The sequence below is a fragment of the Hahella chejuensis KCTC 2396 genome, assembly GCF_000012985.1.
In the GTDB taxonomy this organism is placed as follows: domain Bacteria; phylum Pseudomonadota; class Gammaproteobacteria; order Pseudomonadales; family Oleiphilaceae; genus Hahella; species Hahella chejuensis.
Genome location: NC_007645.1, coordinates 6,291,928 through 6,310,608, shown reverse-complemented (window position 1 = coordinate 6,310,608; position 18,681 = coordinate 6,291,928). Strand labels below are relative to the sequence as shown.

General features: G+C 56.8%; 20 protein-coding genes. All 20 read left to right on the top strand.

Annotation, left to right across the window (positions count from 1 at the left end):
- The first annotated feature begins 605 nt into the window (after positions 1–605).
- The 20 genes from cysC (at position 606) to HCH_RS35075 (ending at position 18,674) form a co-directional block, all read left to right on the top strand.
- The gene (gene cysC, locus HCH_RS27735) at positions 606–1,268 is read left to right on the top strand and encodes an adenylyl-sulfate kinase (RefSeq protein WP_011399870.1); all 663 of its coding nucleotides are present in this window, start codon (positions 606–608) and stop codon (positions 1,266–1,268) included.
- Positions 1,269–1,345: 77 nt separating this feature from the next.
- Positions 1,346–2,410 carry a kinase gene (locus HCH_RS27730; RefSeq protein WP_011399869.1) on the top strand — a complete coding sequence of 355 codons (1,065 nt, stop codon included), beginning with the start codon at positions 1,346–1,348 and terminating at the stop codon, positions 2,408–2,410.
- 60 nt (positions 2,411–2,470) lie between these two features.
- Positions 2,471–3,280 carry a glycosyltransferase family 2 protein gene (locus HCH_RS27725; RefSeq protein WP_011399868.1) on the top strand — a complete coding sequence of 270 codons (810 nt, stop codon included), beginning with the start codon at positions 2,471–2,473 and terminating at the stop codon, positions 3,278–3,280.
- Positions 3,281–3,297: 17 nt separating this feature from the next.
- The gene (locus tag HCH_RS27720) at positions 3,298–4,737 is read left to right on the top strand and encodes a class I adenylate-forming enzyme family protein (protein ID WP_011399867.1); all 1,440 of its coding nucleotides are present in this window, start codon (positions 3,298–3,300) and stop codon (positions 4,735–4,737) included.
- A 29-nt stretch (positions 4,738–4,766) separates the two neighbouring features.
- Positions 4,767–5,348 (top strand): chorismate--pyruvate lyase family protein, encoded by a 582-nt coding sequence (locus HCH_RS27715; protein WP_011399866.1) that lies wholly within the window; start codon positions 4,767–4,769, stop codon positions 5,346–5,348.
- 74 nt (positions 5,349–5,422) lie between these two features.
- Positions 5,423–5,674 (top strand): acyl carrier protein, encoded by a 252-nt coding sequence (locus HCH_RS27710; protein WP_011399865.1) that lies wholly within the window; start codon positions 5,423–5,425, stop codon positions 5,672–5,674.
- A gap of 22 nt (positions 5,675–5,696) precedes the next feature.
- A complete protein-coding gene (locus HCH_RS27705; RefSeq protein ID WP_238384937.1) occupies positions 5,697–6,296 on the top strand; it encodes a serine O-acetyltransferase in 600 nt (199 codons plus the stop codon).
- A 9-nt stretch (positions 6,297–6,305) separates the two neighbouring features.
- The gene (locus HCH_RS27700) at positions 6,306–6,887 is read left to right on the top strand and encodes a serine acetyltransferase (protein ID WP_011399863.1); all 582 of its coding nucleotides are present in this window, start codon (positions 6,306–6,308) and stop codon (positions 6,885–6,887) included.
- Complete coding sequence (locus tag HCH_RS27695) at positions 6,880–7,725, top strand: sulfotransferase family protein (protein ID WP_011399862.1); 846 nt, start codon at positions 6,880–6,882, stop codon at positions 7,723–7,725. Before HCH_RS27700 ends, HCH_RS27695 begins: the two co-directional genes overlap by 8 nt.
- A gap of 399 nt (positions 7,726–8,124) precedes the next feature.
- Complete coding sequence (locus HCH_RS27690) at positions 8,125–9,054, top strand: hypothetical protein (protein WP_011399861.1); 930 nt, start codon at positions 8,125–8,127, stop codon at positions 9,052–9,054.
- Complete coding sequence (locus HCH_RS27685; protein ID WP_011399860.1) at positions 9,054–9,743, top strand: hypothetical protein; 690 nt, start codon at positions 9,054–9,056, stop codon at positions 9,741–9,743. Before HCH_RS27690 ends, HCH_RS27685 begins: the two co-directional genes overlap by 1 nt.
- Entirely contained in the window at positions 9,740–10,378 is a 639-nt protein-coding gene (locus HCH_RS27680; RefSeq protein WP_011399859.1) for a hypothetical protein, read from the top strand. Before HCH_RS27685 ends, HCH_RS27680 begins: the two co-directional genes overlap by 4 nt.
- Entirely contained in the window at positions 10,371–10,742 is a 372-nt protein-coding gene (locus HCH_RS27675; RefSeq protein WP_158304998.1) for a general secretion pathway protein GspB, read from the top strand. Before HCH_RS27680 ends, HCH_RS27675 begins: the two co-directional genes overlap by 8 nt.
- 2 nt (positions 10,743–10,744) lie before the next feature.
- On the top strand, positions 10,745–12,430 hold the full coding sequence (gene mshL / locus HCH_RS27670; RefSeq protein WP_011399857.1) for a pilus (MSHA type) biogenesis protein MshL: 1,686 nt from the start codon (positions 10,745–10,747) through the stop codon (positions 12,428–12,430).
- A gap of 18 nt (positions 12,431–12,448) precedes the next feature.
- Complete coding sequence (locus HCH_RS27665; RefSeq protein WP_011399856.1) at positions 12,449–13,297, top strand: ExeA family protein; 849 nt, start codon at positions 12,449–12,451, stop codon at positions 13,295–13,297.
- A complete protein-coding gene (locus HCH_RS27660) occupies positions 13,294–14,556 on the top strand; it encodes a tetratricopeptide repeat protein (RefSeq protein WP_011399855.1) in 1,263 nt (420 codons plus the stop codon). Before HCH_RS27665 ends, HCH_RS27660 begins: the two co-directional genes overlap by 4 nt.
- 34 nt (positions 14,557–14,590) lie before the next feature.
- Positions 14,591–16,327: a GspE/PulE family protein gene (locus HCH_RS27655; RefSeq protein WP_011399854.1), complete on the top strand. Its 1,737-nt coding sequence runs from the start codon at positions 14,591–14,593 to the stop codon at positions 16,325–16,327.
- A 2-nt stretch (positions 16,328–16,329) separates the two neighbouring features.
- The gene (locus HCH_RS27650) at positions 16,330–17,559 is read left to right on the top strand and encodes a type II secretion system F family protein (RefSeq protein ID WP_011399853.1); all 1,230 of its coding nucleotides are present in this window, start codon (positions 16,330–16,332) and stop codon (positions 17,557–17,559) included.
- 2 nt (positions 17,560–17,561) lie between these two features.
- Positions 17,562–18,131, top strand: coding sequence for a hypothetical protein (locus HCH_RS27645; protein WP_011399852.1), 570 nt, complete (start codon positions 17,562–17,564; stop codon positions 18,129–18,131).
- Positions 18,132–18,215: 84 nt separating this feature from the next.
- Positions 18,216–18,674, top strand: coding sequence for a prepilin-type N-terminal cleavage/methylation domain-containing protein (locus tag HCH_RS35075; protein ID WP_011399851.1), 459 nt, complete (start codon positions 18,216–18,218; stop codon positions 18,672–18,674).
- The last annotated feature ends 7 nt before the right edge of the window (positions 18,675–18,681 follow it).

Here is an 18,681-nt window from a genome sequence, read left to right as displayed (position 1 = left end):
AATGGTCAAAGTTGGTGCAAAAACAATATGTAAAAAAATTCAACACTTCCGGTTTTGTTGGTCGTTAAAAGTAGTGAGAAGGTTTACAGAGATTAATAAGTGAGCAGAGAAAATGGCCAAAGCGTAAACTGAACCGACATTCATCTTATTATTTTCTTTACACTTGGCGTATAAGCGGCTGCCCCTTTTTCTTTGTCAGCGCCCCTAAATGAATCAAATTTTGGTGTGAAAATCGGGCCGTTTTCATCCTGGGACCTGTGCGAAAAATCATTTTTTCTCAGTGTTTTTTACGGAGGCGCAGGCTCAAAGTCGTGATCTCCTATCTCGACTTCTTCCCGCGTAGGCCATCGTTAAACCCGACTTAAGTGAAAGATAAAACAGCTCTTTATTTGTCCATGTCGTAAGCGGCGCTCATCGGCCCCGCGTTTTCCCTGGACTGTCATATAAGCGTCATCTGCGTTTTTTCCCTGTTTTTGCCGTAGCTCGGGCATGCTTTTTGCCTCGCTGAGGACATTGGGCTGCTGCTTTACTCTGCTGAGATTGCTCCCACGGATAAGGAAATGAACGCGGATTTGCGTTTCGCACATGGCTTCAGGAGTACGACGGTGGCTAAGGAATATACAATAAAGTCTGGGAATGACGTCTGCGCCGACATTGTCTGGCATCAGCATAAAATCAGTAAATCCCAGCGTGCGTCCATCAAGACGCAGAAACCTTGCCTACTGTGGTTCACCGGCCTTAGCGGAGCAGGCAAATCCACGATCGCCAATGCGGTGGAGGCGCAGTTGTTTGAGTGGCGGCGCCACACCTATCTGTTGGACGGTGACAACGTCCGTTATGGGCTGAACAAAGACCTGGGTTTCTCCGACGAATCCCGGGTCGAGAACATCCGCCGAATAGGCGAAGTCGCCAAGTTGTTTGTCGACAGCGGCATGATCGTTCTGAGCGCTTTCATCTCCCCCTTCCGCGAAGATAGAAAAATAGTGCGTCAAATGCTGGAGCCCGGCGAGTTTGTCGAGGTCCATGTGTCGACGCCTCTCAACGTATGTGAACAACGCGACCCCAAAGGTTTGTACAAGAAAGCCCGTGCGGGCCGCATAGAAAAGTTCACCGGCGTTGATTCTCCTTATGAACCGCCAGTCAATCCGGAATTGACTCTGAATACCGATGCGTTATCCCTGTCCGAATGCGTGGAGAGGGTTATCGGTTATCTCATTGCACAGCAATTTATTGTTGAAAGGGACGCAACACTGTATCGCGCTTCCTGAAGCGCAAGGACTGCAGTTTGTTGTAACTGGACGTATTCAAAGTGATTAGGTTACAAAACTAGGGAAAGGACGACTTTATGTTTTACCGATCAAAAGCTCCGCTAAGGATCAGCTTCGCCGGAGGCGGCACCGATATCGCCAGCTACTCCGATATATATGGCGGCAATGTTCTGAACGTCACCATAAACAAATACGCATACACCCATCTGGAATTGCGGGAAGTTCCGCAGATAGAAATCTACTCGCAGGATTTCGAAAGCATTACCCGCATCAAAGCCAACAAGGATCTTCAGTTCAATGGCGAAAGCGATCTGGCCAAAGGCGTGATCAAGCGCTTTTACGAAGGTTCCGCCGGTTTACGCATCGTCACCCACAATGACGCCCCGCCAGGGTCCGGTCTGGGCTCTTCGTCAGCCATGGTGGTGTCGTTGATCGGCGCTTTCAGAGAATTGAAGAACCTGGCGTTAAGCCCTTACGACATCGCCCGTCGCGCCTGCGAAATCGAACGTGGCGATCTGGGGATTCTGGGGGGCATGCAGGACCAGTACGCCAGCGCTTTCGGCGGCTTCAACTTCATGGAGTTCCAGAAAGACCACGTCATCGTCAACTCGCTGCGCATCGACCCCTGGGTTATTCATGAACTCGAATACAACCTGATTCTGGCGTACACCAGAAAGAACCGGCTGTCCTCGCGCATCATTGAGTCCCAGGTCAAGAACGTGGAGCGCAACGATCAGGCGAGCCTGAACGCCATGCACAACCTCAAGGCGCATGCGGTGGAAATGAAAAAAGCGCTGCTGACCGGTCGCCCGGACGAATTCGGCAAACTGCTGGATTATGCATGGCAAGAGAAGAAGAAAATGGCGGCGACCATATCCAACGGTCAACTCGACCAGATTTATGAAGACGCGGTGAAAGCCGGCGCCCTGGGCGGTAAAGTCAGTGGCGCCGGAGGCGGCGGCTTCATGATGTTCTATTGTGAGTCCACCCGTAAACGCCGGGTGATGGAAGCGCTGGTGAAAGCCGGCGTGGAAGTGATGTCTTTCAACTTTGAACTATCTGGCGTGCAGTCCTGGCGCAGTTCCCGTGAGCTGCGAACGCCGCAAACGGTGTTCACCAAGGACAAATTTCTGGCTGCGTGATTTACGGGTGGTCAAGTCAACGCCGCAATGGAATAACCCAGCGAAACAAAGGACAGTTCAATGGAAGCGGACATCATATTACGTAAGGTGGATAAGGCGCCCACAGAGGATGCCCAGACGGAAGCATCGGCTTCCGCGCAAAATAAGAAATTATCTAGCGTATCTGTTGTATTCCCCGCCTATAACGAAGAAACGAATATAGAAATGACGGTCCTGAAGGCGATAGGAGCGTTTAAGAAGCATTTTGAAACCGTAGAGATCATCGTCGTCAACGACGGCAGCTCCGATGGCACACGGGATATCCTCGAACGCCTGCGTCAGGAGCATGAGGAAGTGCGTCCCATCCACCATGTGCAGAACAAAGGGTATGGCGGCGCGGTCAGGACCGGCCTGAAGTCGGGGCGGGGAGATTTTATTTTCTTCTCCGATTCAGATGGTCAGTTCGACCTGGAGGAAGTCGACCTGCTGCTGCGGCACATCAACGATTACGACATCGTGGTGGGCTACCGGGCGCAGCGCGCCGACCCCTGGCATCGCAAGCTGAACGCTTACTGTTGGGGAGTTCTGGTGCGCTACCTGTTTGGAATTCGAGTGCGGGATATTGATTGCGCCTTCAAGATTTTCCGGCGTGATTTTATTCAGAGCATTCGGATTGAGGCGGAAGGCGCCATGATCAACACGGAGATTCTGGCTCAGGCGGGCATGATGCACTGCACGATCAAGCAAGTGCCCGTCAGTCACTATCCCAGGTTGTCAGGGGCCGCCACCGGCGCCAATCCGTTAGTCATCTTCAAGGCGTTTGTAGAGCTGTTCAATCTCTACGGCAAATTGAAGGCCACCGGCTATAAAGAGCTGCAAACCAAAGCATAGAGTGAAGTCGTAATCATATGTTATTTGCACGTTTTGTTGAGCAGGCGCAACGGTTTCCTGACAAGGAAGCCGTTGTTTGGCGCGAGACTTCCTACAGTTATCGCGAAATGATCAGCGCCGCTGTCGGATACGCCCGCGTATTGCGGGCGGCTGGCGTCGGTCCCGGCGAAGCGGTGGCGGCGCTGGTTCCCAACTCCATATACTTCGTAGCGATCTCGCTGGCGGTCTGGGCCAACGGCGGCGTACTGTTGCCGTTAAACGTGGCCTACACACAGGAAGAAACCGCGTTGTACCTCGACAACGCCCGAGTGCGCTTCGCCTTTGTCGTTCCTGAAGCGGAAGCGAAGCTTCCCGCTGAGATGGCGCGTTGTGTGATTGGGCTGGATGACGCTTTGCCTGTGTCGGATGAGGACGCCCCGGAAAGCCGTTATCCAGGAACGGCGGACGCCGTCATCATGTTTTCATCCGGCTCCACCGGCTCGCCCAAACAGGTGGCGCGCACGCAGGCGCAGGTGATGGCGGAAGTGGAGGGCTCCGCCGCCACGCTGAGCATCACCCATGAAGATGTTATCGCCTGCAGCGTACCGCTGTTTCACGCTCATGGCTTTGGCAACTGTTTTCTGGCGGCGTTGATGAACGGCGGAACGCTGTTGATTCATCATGGCGAGTTCAATGCGCGAAAAATGATGCGGCTGGTGTCGGAACATCAGGCGACCTTGCTGCCTTCCGTGCCGTTTATGTGCAAAATGATGGCGATGACGCCATTCAAACAGGCGCCGGATCTGAGCCGATTACGCTTGGCGTATACGGCTGGAGCGCCGCTGGAGGAAGACATATTCACCGGCTTCCGCGAGGCCTTCGGCATACCTCTGGGGCAGTTATATGGCTCTACGGAAACCGGCGCCGCGGCGGTGAATGCGCATGTTTCGGCCGCTAACTTTCGCTCCGTCGGCAAGCCGGTGTCTGGCTCCGTTATTCGTCTGCTGGACGATGAGGGAGAGCCGGTAGCGGCAGGTCAGGAGGGGGAGGTAGTGATCGACTCTCCAGCCATGACCCATGAGTACCGGGGGTTGCCGGAATTAAGTGCGGAAACCTTCCGCAAAGACGGTTACCATACGGGAGATTTAGGGCGCCTGGATGAGGCAGGCAATCTGATCATCGTCGGGCGCAAAAAGCTGATGATCAATGTCGCCGGTCATAAAGTCGACCCGGCGGATGTGGAGGCTGTGATTCGGCGTATTCCCGGTGTGCTGGAAGTGGTGGCTTTGGGCAAACCCGACGGCATGTACGGCGAAATGGTCAAGGTGGCGGTGAAGGCCGGCGCCGGCGTCACCAGGGAGATGGTGGCGGCCAGCTGCGCGGAGCATTTGGCTTCTTATAAAACACCGAAAATTATCGAATTCGTGGACGAAATTCCAAAGAGTCCTCTGGGCAAGGTGCTCAGAAAGTATCTTTAATCCGCAAAGTTAAGTACAAGGTGGAGAGCATGTTAGATTGTTTTAAAGCAAAGGGATATATTGCTGGCGGCATCATTACCAACAAGCGCGATGAGAGTCTCGACATCGCCGCGATGCCGCCGATTTTGCGGACGCTGCTGGTCACTGACGGCACTGTGACCAAGACCCTGGAAGCTTATTACTGGGAGCCGTTGATGGTCGAGCAACTCGGCCAGCACGAACAGGCGTTGGAAGAGGACGTGGAGGAGATGTCCTGCCGGAAAGGCGATACCGTACTGCGACGCAATGTCTGCATTCGCGGCGTGGAAAGCGGCGACATCTACGCGTACGCCACCTCCATCATCAAGACGCAGGATCTGCCTGAGCAAATCAGTGAACAATTACTGCAGGGTAAAATCGGTATTGGCGAGCTGCTGCGGGAAATGGGTCTGGAAACTTACCGCCAGGTCGCCGATATCTACCGCGAAATCAAACAGGAAGTGGTGCCGGGCAGCTCCAGCTACTATTGCGGCGAACTGATCTGCCGCACCTATTATATCTACGTGGGTCACAACCCGGTGATCCAGGTAACTGAGAAATTCCCCTACCGCCTGTATATCAAAAAGGGCTGACGCTTCGCTGCGCAGTCCGTAGGAACGGATACGGAAACAAAGGCTTAAATGGACGTGAACATGGAGAAAATAATATGAGCCAATCGGATACGCTAGAGCGCTTGAAGTCAGTTGTAGGCGGCGTCACCCGCGTCGATTATGAAGGCGTGGGTCTCGACGAACCCCTGAATCTGGATTCCATTCAACGTATTTCACTGATTGTGGCGTTGGAGGGAGAGTTCGATATCGAAATCGACAGCGAAAGTCTGGAGCCGGAGACATTCGACACCTTCGGCGCCATGGCGACGTATGTGGCGGGGTGCGTAGCGGAATCCGCCGGCGTCTGAGCAACGGACAGCAAAAGGACTTATGCAAAAGATGGGACTTATCAGCCTGATCAAGGCGGACGTCAAATTCAAGCAGCAATGGTTTCTCAGCCAGAAAAGCTGGTTCACCCGTAACGTACGGGTATTTCTGGAGCCGGGCACCATCGCCGTCATCGTCTATCGTTATGGGAGCTGGGCGCGCACCATCAAGCCCGCTCTGCTGCGTATTCCTCTTTACATTCCCTACGCCCTGGGCAAGGTATTGGTGGTGCTGGGTTTCGGCATCTACATTCCCTCCAAAGCCAAAATCGGTCCGGGATTCGTCATCCACAACTTTTCCAACATCTTCATCAGCGAAGGCGAAATAGGCGGCAACTGCATCGTGTTCCAGGGCGTAACCACCGGTCACCTGCGTGAACAGCCGGAGCCGCCGAAGCTTGGCGACAATGTCTTCCTCGGCGCTGGCGCCAAGGTGTTGGGCAGTGTGAAGATCGGCGATAACGTCGTGGTCGGCGCCAATTCGGTGGTGATCTCCGACGTGCCGGACAATTGCACGGTGATGGGGAACCCCGCCCGCATTATCTCCCGGGAAACCAACTGGATGGCGGAGAAGCGGGAAGGCAAGAAGGTGGTCAATTACTGAAGACGGAACATGATAACGAACATTAAACAGGATGTGAGGCGCAAGGCGGAGCTGCTCTACGGCGACGCCTCCACCGCCAATTGTCTGCGCGCATTGCCGCACAGAGGGACGCTCGCGGCGATGGTGTATCGCTTCGGGAGACAGGCCGGCGACGTCAAATTCAAACCTTTGTCGTTGCTGTTAAAAGCGGCGTACTTCGTTTTGTTTTATCTGGTGCAAATGTTCACCGGCGTCAGCATCCAGAGCTATGCGAGGATCGGCAAGGGCATGGTGGTGTGCAACTTCTCCGGCATTTTTGTACTGGCGGAGGAGATCGGCGATAACTTCACCGTGTATGAAGGCGTCACGGTCGGCAATATTCGCGGCAAGCCGCGTCTGGCGATCATTGGCGACAATGTCACCCTGGAGCCCGGATGCAAGGTGCTGGGTGACGTCACCATCGGCGATAACGTGGTGGTGCGCGCCAACAGTCTGGTGATCACGGACGTGCCCGCCAACTCGATCGCCATCGGCAATCCCGCGCGTATCGTTCCCATGAAGACAGAGGAAAAAGTGGAAGAGCCCAAGGAGAGGATGGCGCAACATGGCTAAACCATTCAACGTCGACTTTATCGGCATCGGTTCAGGGAAATGCGGGTCCACCTGGTTTTTCGAAAATCTGGTGCAACACCCGGAAATATTCGACGGCAACCCAAAAGAAATTAACTACTTCAGCGATCTGTATGATCAGCATGAATTCGCCTGGTATGAGTCGCAGTTCAAAGGCTGCGACGATCGTCTGTTGAAGGGGGAGTTCTCGGTAACGTACATGTATCGGCCGGGTGCGGCGGAGCGCATACGCCGCCACTTTCCGGAGGCCAGGATCATCGCTATTGTGCGCGATCCGGTGCAGCGCACGTTTTCCGATTACCTGCACGCCATCCGCAAAGGCGATATCGCCGGCAGCACTTCTTTTGCGGAGTTTATTCGCAATGAAGAGCACCTGAAGTTCGGTTGTTACACCCAGTATCTGGAGCCTTTCTTTGCGAGCTTTCCCAAAGAACAGATCAAAATTATCGTGCTGGAGGACTTCAACAAGGATTACGCCAGAGGCTTTCGCGAAGTCTACGAATTTCTCGGCTGTCAGGATGTGGACTTCCTGCCCGAAGGCGTGGAGCAGCGTCGCAATCAGGCGCGTTCCTATCGTTTTCTGTTTCTGGAAAACATCATGGTGCGCACCTATCGGATGCTGGCCAAATCCGGCTACACCCGTTTAACGGAAGTCATTAAGCGCACTGGCGCGCCTGAACTGCTGAGGCGTTTGAATGTGAGCTCCAAACCGCTGCCGAAAATCGACCCGGACAGCCGGGAAGTGCTCAGCAGCTACTACTCCGGCGAGAAGAAATTCGTCGCCGAATTGACCGGCAGTAATCTGTCGGCCTGGCAGTAAGAACTCTTGTTTGCACCTTCGCCCGTAAGGGCTTTCAAGGGGCGCGGCGGCGCCCCTTTTTTGTTGCTGCGTATGCCTTCCTGTCAAGCTGTAAGACGCTGGCGAAACCTAACGCTCCGTTGCAAGCGCAGTGTGAAACGATAAGGGGAAGGTACGATTACTGCGCTGAATCTTCATCTGCCTGAAAGCCCTCAAACGACGTCGTATATCTCTATTCCAGAAGTCTGCAAAACGCTGTTTTTGTCAAATCCTTTTTTACACTTTTACATTTGCAACAATAAGTTAGTGGTCTAAGCTGAAGTTATGTAAAAACTAGGATCAGTGTGCCCGTTGTAAGGATACCGGCCGTTAGATATCACCGCGTGGTGCGGCCGTCGGCGCTTAAAACGAGGTATTAGATTGCTTTCATGGCTTTCCTTTTCCAAAGGCAAAAAAGGGCTGGTCGGCATTGAAGTAAGGCCGGACGGAATGGCTATCGCCGTCTCGGAGCCGGCCGGCGGACAATCCCATATCCGCGCCATCGATTATCTGGACGCCCGCGCTGCGCAGCGGGCCGGTGCGCTCAAGGCTTTCGTGAACGAGCGCAAACTGGAGAAAATGGCCTGCAATCTGGTGCTGCCGCCGGAAATGTACGCTCTGCATCAAATCGAACGCCCCAGCGTCGAGGAAAGCGAACTGCGGGAAGCGGTGCGCTGGAAGGTGAAAGATCTGCTGGACTACGCCATTGATGACGCCATTATCGATGTTTTCGAATATCCCAGCGACGCCTTGCGCGGCAGACCCGCCCAAGTCAACGTCGTGACCGCCCGTAAATCCCTGCTAAAAGAACTCATCCGCGTCATCAACGACAGCGGCCTGGTGTTGTCTTCCATCGATATCACAGAATTGGCTCTGCGCAATCTGGCGCAACCTTTCGAGGAAGACGGCAAATCCCTTGGCCTGATGATGATGCGGGAAAACACCGGCCTCATGCTGTTAATCAAAAACGGCTCCGTCTACCTGTCCCGTCGTCTGGATGCGGACATGGAGGCGCTGGCCGACCCCGAGCGCAAGTCCTGGGTGGGACAGCAACTGGCGTTGGAAGTACAGCGCTCCTTTGACTATTTCGAAAGCCAGATGGGACAAGCGCCGCCCCGTCGGTTGATGGCGGGCTCTGTGGTGAATGAGGCGGAGCTCTTGTCGCAATTGGACGAAGCGCTGGGACTGACCGTGCAAACGCTGCAGGAAGACAAAGTCGGACTGCCGGACGATCAACTCGCATCGGCCATTCACTGGGTGGCCTGCGGCGGCGCTATGCGCAAGGCCGCCGGGGGAAGGAAAAGCGTCTGATGCAACAGGTTAATTTATATGTAGAAGCGTTTCGCCCGCGACGAGATCCGCTTTCCATCCCTGTGATGATCGCCGCCGTAGTGGCGGTGATGGTGTTAGGCGGTTGTTACACAGGATATCTGGTATGGCGCAGCGCCGAGGTGACGAGGAGCCAGCTAACCGCCGAATCGCGCAAGCAGGCGTTGGTGACGGAAATAGACAATATGCGCGCACAACTGGAAGCCCGCGCCCGCGATACCCGTCTGCAATCGGACAATAACCGTTTGCGCCTGCAAATGCAGAATACCGAGGCGTTGCTGGCGGCGCTGGAATCCGGTCTGAAAGCGGACGGCGGCGCCATGTCCTACAGCGAGCTGATGGTTGCCCTGGCGCGGCACCGCCAGGAGCCTCTATGGTTGCAGCGCATTCGGATTCAACAAGGCGGCGAGCGTCTGATTTTCAGCGGGGCCACCCTGCAACCAGACTTACTCCCCGCTTATCTGCAGGCGCTGGGCGATGAGCCGGCTTTACGCGGACGCGCATTTAACATGCTGACCCTGAAACCGGAGCAGGAAAGCGCCAGCGCCCGATTATTCGAAGTGGATACCTATGTGGAGACGCCAGAGCCGGAAGGGCGGGCGTCCCGTCCTGTGGCGAACAGTCGGGAGCTCAGTCAACCCGTGGTCAGCGCGGGAGGCAAGCAGCCATGATGAAGAAATGGATCTCCCGCGTGAACCGCTTCAGTGTACGGGAGAGAGGCATATTGCTGGCGACGGTGGTTGTCGCGCTGATATTGCTGTACGCCCAGTTCGCCTGGGAGCCGCTGTGGCGAAGCAATCGGTCGGCGGAGCAGGCGATCGCCGCCGCCAATCTGGAGCTGGTGGACCTTAGCGCTCAGACGGACGTGCTGCGCAAGCAATTGGCGCAGGACCCGGACGCCGCGTTACGCAAAGAAAACGAGCGCTTGCGCAACCAGCTCAACGCCCGCCAGGAGCGACTGAAACAAAACCTTTCGCGTCTGGTGGCCCCAGAAGAAATGCCTGAATTACTGATGGCGCTTTTACACAAGCATCCCGGTTTGCAAGTGGTCGCCGTCGCTAAACTGCCGCTGCGGAAAATTCAGCACGGCGAAGGCGAGGCCGCCGCGGTGTTGTTCAGTCATCGTGTGAAAGTGGTGCTCACCGGCGGCTACTTCGACACCTTGCAATACATTCAGAAGATTGAGCGCAATGAGTCCCGTCTACGCATTGTGGACATGGATTACAAGGTGGACGTCTATCCCAGGGCGGAGGTGACGCTGGAGTTTGAAACCCTGGGACTGGATGAGAGGTGGCTGGGTGTTTGACGTAAAGAAATGGCCGCTGTTTTTTTTGCTGTTGGGCGTGGCGATGCATGGCCGCGCAGAGAGCTTCCGGCTGCCGGATGGGGAAGTCCTGGCGGACCCCACCCGGCCCATGGGATGGCGCGCTGATGGCGTGGCGGTCAGCGGGGCGCCCAGTCGTCCGGCGATCAATGTGGACTCGATCCTGTATTCCACTTCCCGCAAGGTAGCGACGATTAACGGCGTCACCCTGGCGGAAGGACAGCAAACCGGCGCCGTGCGCGTGGTGAAAATCGAAGCGCGCAGGGTGTTATTGGACTGGCGCGGCCAGCGCTGGTACGAAAGTGTTCAAGGCGCGTCCCAGGATGCGCTGATTATTCGGAGATAAGAATGAGAAGTCTTTGGCGGACCTTGTTGTCAGTTTGGGTCGGCTTCGGCCTGGCGGCGTGCGCCAGTCAGCCCGCTACGCCCAGGAAGGATGAGCCCGAGCCGCCGCCGACCAGCGCGCAGGCGATCGGCCAGGCCATGCAGGAAGCCGAAGAAACGATGGCGCAGGCGCATCAGCCCGCGCCCCCGCCGGACGTCATGCAGGCGCTGCTGCCGACCATGCCTGCGGCTGAGACGATGCAGGCGGCGGAGCGCTTTGACATCACCGTCAATAACGCGCCGGCCAGAGATTTCTTCATGGGACTGGTGAAAGGCACCGGCTACAACATGGTGGTGCATCCCGCCGTGGAAGGGGCGGTTTCCCTGGATTTGAAAAACGTCACGCTGGATGAGGTGATGGAGATCGTTCAGCAGCTGTATGGCTTTGAATATCAGCGCAAGGGCAATCTGTTCAAAGTCTTGCCCGGCGGCGTGCAAACCCGCATCTTTCAGATCAATTACCTGAACGTCAAACGCAAGGGCGCGTCGGACATCATGGTGAGCTCCGGGCAGTTGTCCAACTCATCAGGCTCTTCCTCCAGCAGCTCCAGCAACAACAATAGTAACAACAACAGCAATAATTCCGGCGGCGGCGTCAACGCAGTGTTATCGCGCATCACCACGCAAACCGACTCGGATTTCTGGACCGCCTTGCAGGAGACTCTGATTACGATCGTCGGCAATGAAGAAGGGCGAAAAGTGGTGACGAATGGCGGCGCAGGCATCGTGGTGGTGCGGGCGACGCCGAGCGAATTGACGGCGGTGGAGGAGTATCTCGATAAAGCTCAGCTGGTTATGCAGCGGCAAGTGATTCTGGAAGTGAAAATTCTGGAAGTGGTGCTGAACAAAGGCTTTGAGCAAGGCGTGAACTGGTCTTATTTCGATGAATTCACTTCCAAAGTGGACGCTTCCGGCGACCCCACCAAAAGCCTGACGTTGGGGCAGACCTCCCGAAGCGTCACCAACCCGGGGTTGGAAGGCGTGTTCAGCGCCGCTCTGCGCATCAACGACTTCACGACGCTGCTGCAGTTGCTGGGCGAGCAGGGCACGGTGCAGGTGCTGTCCAGCCCGCGCATCTCCACCATCAACAACCAGAAAGCAGTGATCAAGGTGGGGGATGACGAGTTCTTCGTCACCGGCATTGAGACTAACGACGCCACCACCACCAGTGGGACCAGCAACCTGATTTCGGAAGTGGAGATCACGCCGTTTTTCTCCGGCATCGCTCTGGATGTCACCCCGCAGATTGGCGAGAACGGCGACGTGACGCTGCACGTGCATCCGACGGTGAGCGACGTGGAGGATCAGACCAAGACCATCTCCCTGGGGGCCAATGATCTGGTGCTGCCGTTGGCGTTCAGTTCCGTGCGGGAGACCGACAGTGTGATCAAGGCCCGCAATGGACAAGTGGTGGTGATTGGCGGTCTGATTCGCAACCTCACGGAAAAAACGCAGGCGAAAGTGCCGCTGCTGGGAGACATCCCGTTGTTGGGGCATGCGTTCAGACAGAAACGCGACACTGAACTCAAGAGCGAACTGGTGATTTTGATCCGGCCAATTATCGCCGACAGCGAAAGTTACCGTCAGGATCTGCGCGGCAGCCGCCAGCGCATGGACAAACTGCAACACCGGGCGAGCGAGCAATTCTGACCGGCGAAAGGAGGGCGTATGTACGAAACACATTTCGGATTGCGCGAGGCGCCGTTTTCCCTCACGCCCAACACGCATTTTTATCTGGACGCGTCCACGCACCGTAACGCTTTTGAAACGGTGCGCGCCGCGCTGGAGAGCATGGAAGGCTTTATCAAAGTGGTCGGCGAGGTGGGCACAGGGAAAACCCTGCTGTGCCGCCGCTTGTTGAATTTTCTCAATGGCGATTACGTGTCCGCCTACATCCCCAATCCGCGCCTGTCGCCACAGGATCTTTATTTGGCTTTGGCGGACGAACTGCAGGTGAATTTGGGCGAGCTGAACGGCGGTCGTCATCAGTTGCTGAAACTCATCAACGAACAACTGATCGCCCATTGCGCGGAAGGTCGGCGTGTCGTGCTGGTCATCGATGAAGCGCAGGCGATGCCCGAGCAGACCATTGAGGCGCTGCGTTTATTGACCAATCTGGAAACCGAATCGCGAAAGTTGCTGCAAGTCGTGCTGTTCGGCCAGCCGGAACTGGATGTCATGTTGTCGCAGCCGCAGTTGCGGCAACTGAAGCAGCGCATCACGTTTCAGGAATACATCCGTCCGCTGGATAAATACTCGGTGGAGCAATATATACGGCACCGCCTGATGGCCGCAGGCTACAACGGTGACAACCTGTTTCGCGCCGACGCCGCCAAACTCATATTTCGCGCCAGCGGCGGCGTTCCCAGACTGGTGAACGTACTGGCGCATAAGGCTATGCTCGCCGCCTACGGCGATGGCGATAAAACCGTGGCGCCCGGCCATGTGCGACGCGCCGTGAAAGATACGGAAAGCGCCCGTCCTCTCCGATTCGCCTGGTTGGGAGGTTGGGCGTGAGCTTACTCAACGATGTGCTCAGAGATCTGGATAAGCGGGAGTCGGCGCTGCGGACGCCGGCGCCGCACAGCTTGCAGAAAGCGCCTTCCGGCGCGACCCGGCGCTGGTCAGGCGTGCTTGCGTTGGCCCTGGTGACGACGGGACTGACAGGGGGTTACTGGTGGATGCAGGCGCAATCGGAACCGCCGACGCCAGTGGTGTCCCAGGTGGCGATGGTGAATACGTTGCAGGCTCAGGACGAGACGCCGCTGACGCCTGATCCCATGGCGGAGGCTCCCTCGGAAGTCACGCAGCTGGATACGCCTGTTGTCGCGACGCCGCAATACGCTCAGGAACCAGCGCGACAAACGCAGCCCAAACAGGAGCCGGTTGTGATCGTCGAGGACGCTCCGCTGCAGCCCATGACGACGCAAAAAGCGGCCCCCACCGTCAAGCAGGAAAGCCCGGTCGTCAGTGAAGCGCAGATGAATAGCGCGGCGGATATTGAACTCAAGGAGCAAGCCAGGACGACGTTGACGTCTCGCAATGCGCTGGAGACGCCTGCACTGCGGGCGGTGGAGCCGGAACTCGCGCCGGAAAGGCCGGCTACGCCGACGCGTCATATTGCTATCGCCGCAGCTCCGGTGGAAGAGGTGGCGCCCTCTCCCGCCGCGATGAATATTGCGCCGTCGCAAACGCCGGAAGCGATCGCCGCCCGCGCCTTGCAGCAGGCGCGGGAGGACTATCGTCAAGGCAATGTTGAGGCGGCGGAGCAACGTTTACGGGATTTGCTGGCGTCAATGCCGGAGCATGAAGCCAGCCGCTTTCAGTTGGCGACCTGGTTGATCGGCGGGGGAGATTACGCCCAGGCGCTGCAAGTGATGCAGAGCGTCGACGCATATAGCAGCGTGGATTTCAAACTAATGAAAGCGCGCACTCTGGCGGCCACCGGGGCGGTCATGCAGGCCATCGCCCTGTTAGAGAGTGAAGCGCCGGAAGTGGAAACGGCGCCGGATTACCACAGCCTGCTGGCGGGGCTATACCAACAGGCGCGCCGTTATGAAGAGGCCATCACTTCCTATGCGGCTCTGATTGAAGCGCACCCTCACAAGGGCGACTGGTGGGCGGGGCTGGGCATCGCCCTGGATCAGACCGGGCGCAGTCAATCGGCGTTGCAAGCCTACCGTCAGGCGGTGGGCGATCCGGAATTACAGACGACTCTGGCGCAGTACGCCAGCCGCCGCATCCAGCAATTGGAGCCAGGCGGCGGAGGCGGCTGACACCGCAAGCGCAGCGGAGAGATAGAGAGTAATTATGGTCGAACCGAAAAAGAAAATACGTTTAGGCGATTTGCTGGTGCAAAACGGCGTCATCACAGAAGAGCAACTGATGACGGCGTTGAGCGAGCAGAAAAAAGCCGGCCGCAAGCTTGGCCGCACCCTGATTGACCTGGGATATATGGATGAGGACAGCCTGCTGCGTTTCCTGTCGCAGCAGATGGGTATTCCTTTCGTGCAACTGCGCCATTACCAGTTCAATCAGGAGCTGATCAAACGCCTGCCGGAAACCGCGGCGCGCCGCTTCCGCGCTATCGTGTTGTCGGAGGAGAAAGGCGAGTTGCTGGTGGGTATGTCTGATCCCATGGATATCTTCGGCTACGACGAACTGGTGCGTGTGCTGAAACAACCCATACGGCAGGCGGTAGTGCGGGAAAGCGAACTGCTGGACACGTTGGATCTGGTGTATCGGCGCACGGAGGAAATCGCCAGCATCGCCGGCGAACTGGAAGACGAGCTCGGCGAAGACGCCTTCGATCTGGCGGAACTGGCGGCGGGAGGCGATGACACCGAGGCGCCGGTGGTGCGCCTGTTGCAGTCCATCTTTGAAGACGCCGTGGTGGCGCGCGCCTCAGATATCCACATCGAACCGGATGAGAACGTGGTGCGTCTGCGGCAGCGTATCGACGGCGTGCTGCACGAGCAGGTGATGAAGGAAAGACGCGTCAACGCGGCGCTGGTGTTGCGTTTGAAACTGATGTCCGGCCTCAATATTTCCGAGAAGCGCCTGCCCCAGGACGGCCGCTTTAACGTGCGGGTCAAAGGCCGCTCCATTGATGTGCGTCTGTCCACCATGCCGGTGCAGTATGGCGAATCGGTGGTGATGCGCTTGCTGGATCAGACCGAAGGCATGTTGAACCTGGAAGCCACCGGCATGCCGAAGAAGCTGCTGGACAGGCTGCGCATCCTGATTAAACGTCCCCATGGCATTCTCCTGGTTACCGGACCTACCGGTAGCGGGAAAACCACCACGCTATACGGCGCATTGACGGAACTGAATCGGCCGGAAGTGAAAATCATCACGGCGGAAGACCCGGTGGAATACCGCTTGCCGCGGGTGACGCAGGTGCAGGTGAACCCGAAAATCGGGCTCGACTTTGCGTCCGTGCTGCGCGCCGCATTGCGTCAGGACCCGGATGTGGTGCTGGTGGGAGAAATGCGGGATCAGGAAACCGCCGAAATCGGCTTGCGCGCCGCCATGACCGGCCACTTTGTGTTATCCACGCTGCACACCAACGACTCCATCTCCAGCGCCATGCGCCTGATTGATATGGGCGCTGAACCCTATCTGGTGGCCAGCGCGCTGACGGCGGTGGTGGCGCAGCGTCTGGTGAAACGTATTTGCGATAACTGCAAGCAGCCTTATCAGGCCAGCGAGCAGGAAAAAATCTGGCTGCACGCCATGACTCAGGAATCCTTGCCCACGCACTTCTTCAGAGGCGCAGGCTGCTATCAATGCGGCAACTCCGGTTACCGCGGCCGTATCGGGGTCTATGAATTACTGGAAATGAGCGACGCGCTATTGGATGCGCTGCGTAAGAACGATCAGAGCGCTTTCACTCACGCCGCCAAACGTTCTCTGCATTATCGCCCGCTGGCGCTGAGCGCGTTGGACTATGCGCGGGAAGGCGTCACCACGTTGGACGAAGTATTCCGCATCTCGGCGTCGTTGGGCGATCTGCCGCACTCACCGAGCCATCTGGAGTTCAGCTGACCGTGGCGAATTTTGCATTTAAAGGGCGCGACAGCAAGGGCGCGCTGATTGAAGGCGTGCAGGAGGCCGTCAACCGGGAAGCGCTGGCCAATGAGCTGCTGCGTAAAGGCGTGACGCCCACCAGCATTCAGGAGCAGGAAGCGCAAACGGACGTGCTGCTGTGGCTGAAAAAACTGCCCATCTTCCGCAAAAAAGTAACGCTGGATGAGCTGGTGATTCTCTGTCGTCAAATGCATGCGCTCAGCCGCGCCGGCATCCCGATTATTCGCGCCATACGCGGACTGGCGGAATCCACGCGCTCCGAGACGCTGGCGGAAGTGCTGGACGACGTGGCGCGGCGTCTGGAGGGCGGGGTGAACCTGGCCACCGCCATGCGCGCCCATCCCCGCACCTTCAATGAGCTTTTCGTCTCCATGATTCTGGTGGGGGAGAACACCGGACAACTGGAAGAGTCATTTCGGCAATTGGGGGAAAATATCGAACTGGAGCGGGATACCCGCAAGCGGGTGGGGCAGGCGGTGCGCTATCCCATCATGGTGGTGGTGGCGATCACTATCGCGTTGCTGGTGGTTAACTTCTTCGTGATTCCCGCCTTCGCCGGCGTGTTCGCCAAGTTCGGCGCCGACTTGCCCCTGCCCACCAAGATTTTGGTGGCGACGTCCAATTTTATGATTAATTACGGCTGGTTTGTGGCGGCGGGGTTGGCGGCTGCGATTTATGGCTTTATCCGTTGGAAAAAAACGCCTCAGGGCGCCTATCGCTGGGATCGCTTCAAACTGCGTATACCCATCGTTGGTCCTTTGTTTGAACTGGTGGCGCTGTCCCGCTTTTCCCGCAACTTTTCCATGATGCTGGCGGCGGGGCTGCCGGTCACTTCCGCGCTGACCTTGGTGGCGGAAGCGGTGGACAACAAATATGTCGGCTCCGCTATCGCTGACATGCGGAACGGTATTGAGCGCGGCGACACGCTGGTGCGCACGGCGCGGGCCACCAACATGTTCTCGCCATTGGTAATGCAAATGCTGGCGGTGGGAGAAGAAACCGGTTCAGTGGATAGTCTGCTGGTGGAGGTGGCGAATTTCTATGATGAGGAAATCGAATACTCCCTTAAACGACTGGCGGAATCCATTGAACCCATTCTGTTGGTGGTGATGGGCGTGATGGTGCTGATTCTGGCGCTGGGCGTGTTCCTGCCCATGTGGAGTCTGGGTCAGGCGGCGCTGGGTAAATAAGCATGGCGGGACGTTGGCTGAGCCAGTTTCTGCGAGTGGAGATATGGGTGATTGGGGCGCTGATCGCGGTGCTGACAGGTGTGTTTCTGCGCTCCATGGACAACTTGGTGGATAACGCCGGCGAGGTGCGCGCGCAACAACTGAAGACGGCGTTTCTCACCAGTCTGCGGCTGGCTCATACCGCCTGGCTGGCGAAGGGAGGGAGTTCAGACTCGGTTGAATTGGGGACGCTGACGGCGGGTTCGGATTTCAGCCCGGAAGATTTTCAGGGGCAGGGCGGCGGCGTGTTGCGAATGAACGCGCAAGGCTGGCCTGTTGATGTTGGCGATAGCCATCCAGTCGCGGCGGTGATGACGGATGAAAGCTGCCGGCGCCTGTATTCTACACTGCTGTTGCGCCGCAGCAGCGCGACGGAGGCGGCGTTGCAGGAGAAGGTGGATGCATTGGCTGTAGGAACGGTCTGCGCCTATCAGATTGGCGTACAGGGGAAGGATTTTTTTTCACTGCTGTATAACGCCGAAAGCGGCGAAGTGAGGCTGTCCGTACAACGCAAAAGCGCTGATAACGATTGAAATATTTAACTATTTTACAAACACAAGAATAACTTGACGTCTATACTTGATTAAAAGATTACATGTTCTCGTGGAGGAACAACTATGCAAAGGCAGATAAAGACACAGCAGTCGGGCTTTACGCTGATTGAGCTGGTCATGGTAATCGTTATTCTGGGAATACTGGCGGCGTTTGCGTTGCCGAAATTTGCGGATTTATCTTCACAGGCCGAAGCGGCGACGCGCTCAGGCATAGAGGGCTCAGTAAGGTCAGCATCGGCGATTGTTCATGCCGCCTGTCTGGCTACGACTTCCTGCGACGATCAGGCTGCGACCAGCACTGTGACTGTGGATGGAACATCGATTGATGTCGTGTTTGGGTATCCGGCGGGCACAGCGACGGGAATCGAGGCCGCATCACAAATTGATGGCGGAAATGTCACTGTCGCTCACGCAGGCGGAACAACTACCGTCACTGTCGCAACCAGTTGTACGGTTACCTATGCGCAATCCGCGGCGGCAAATACTGCTCCTGTGATTGGCGGTACAACCACTTGCCCTTGATCGTTAC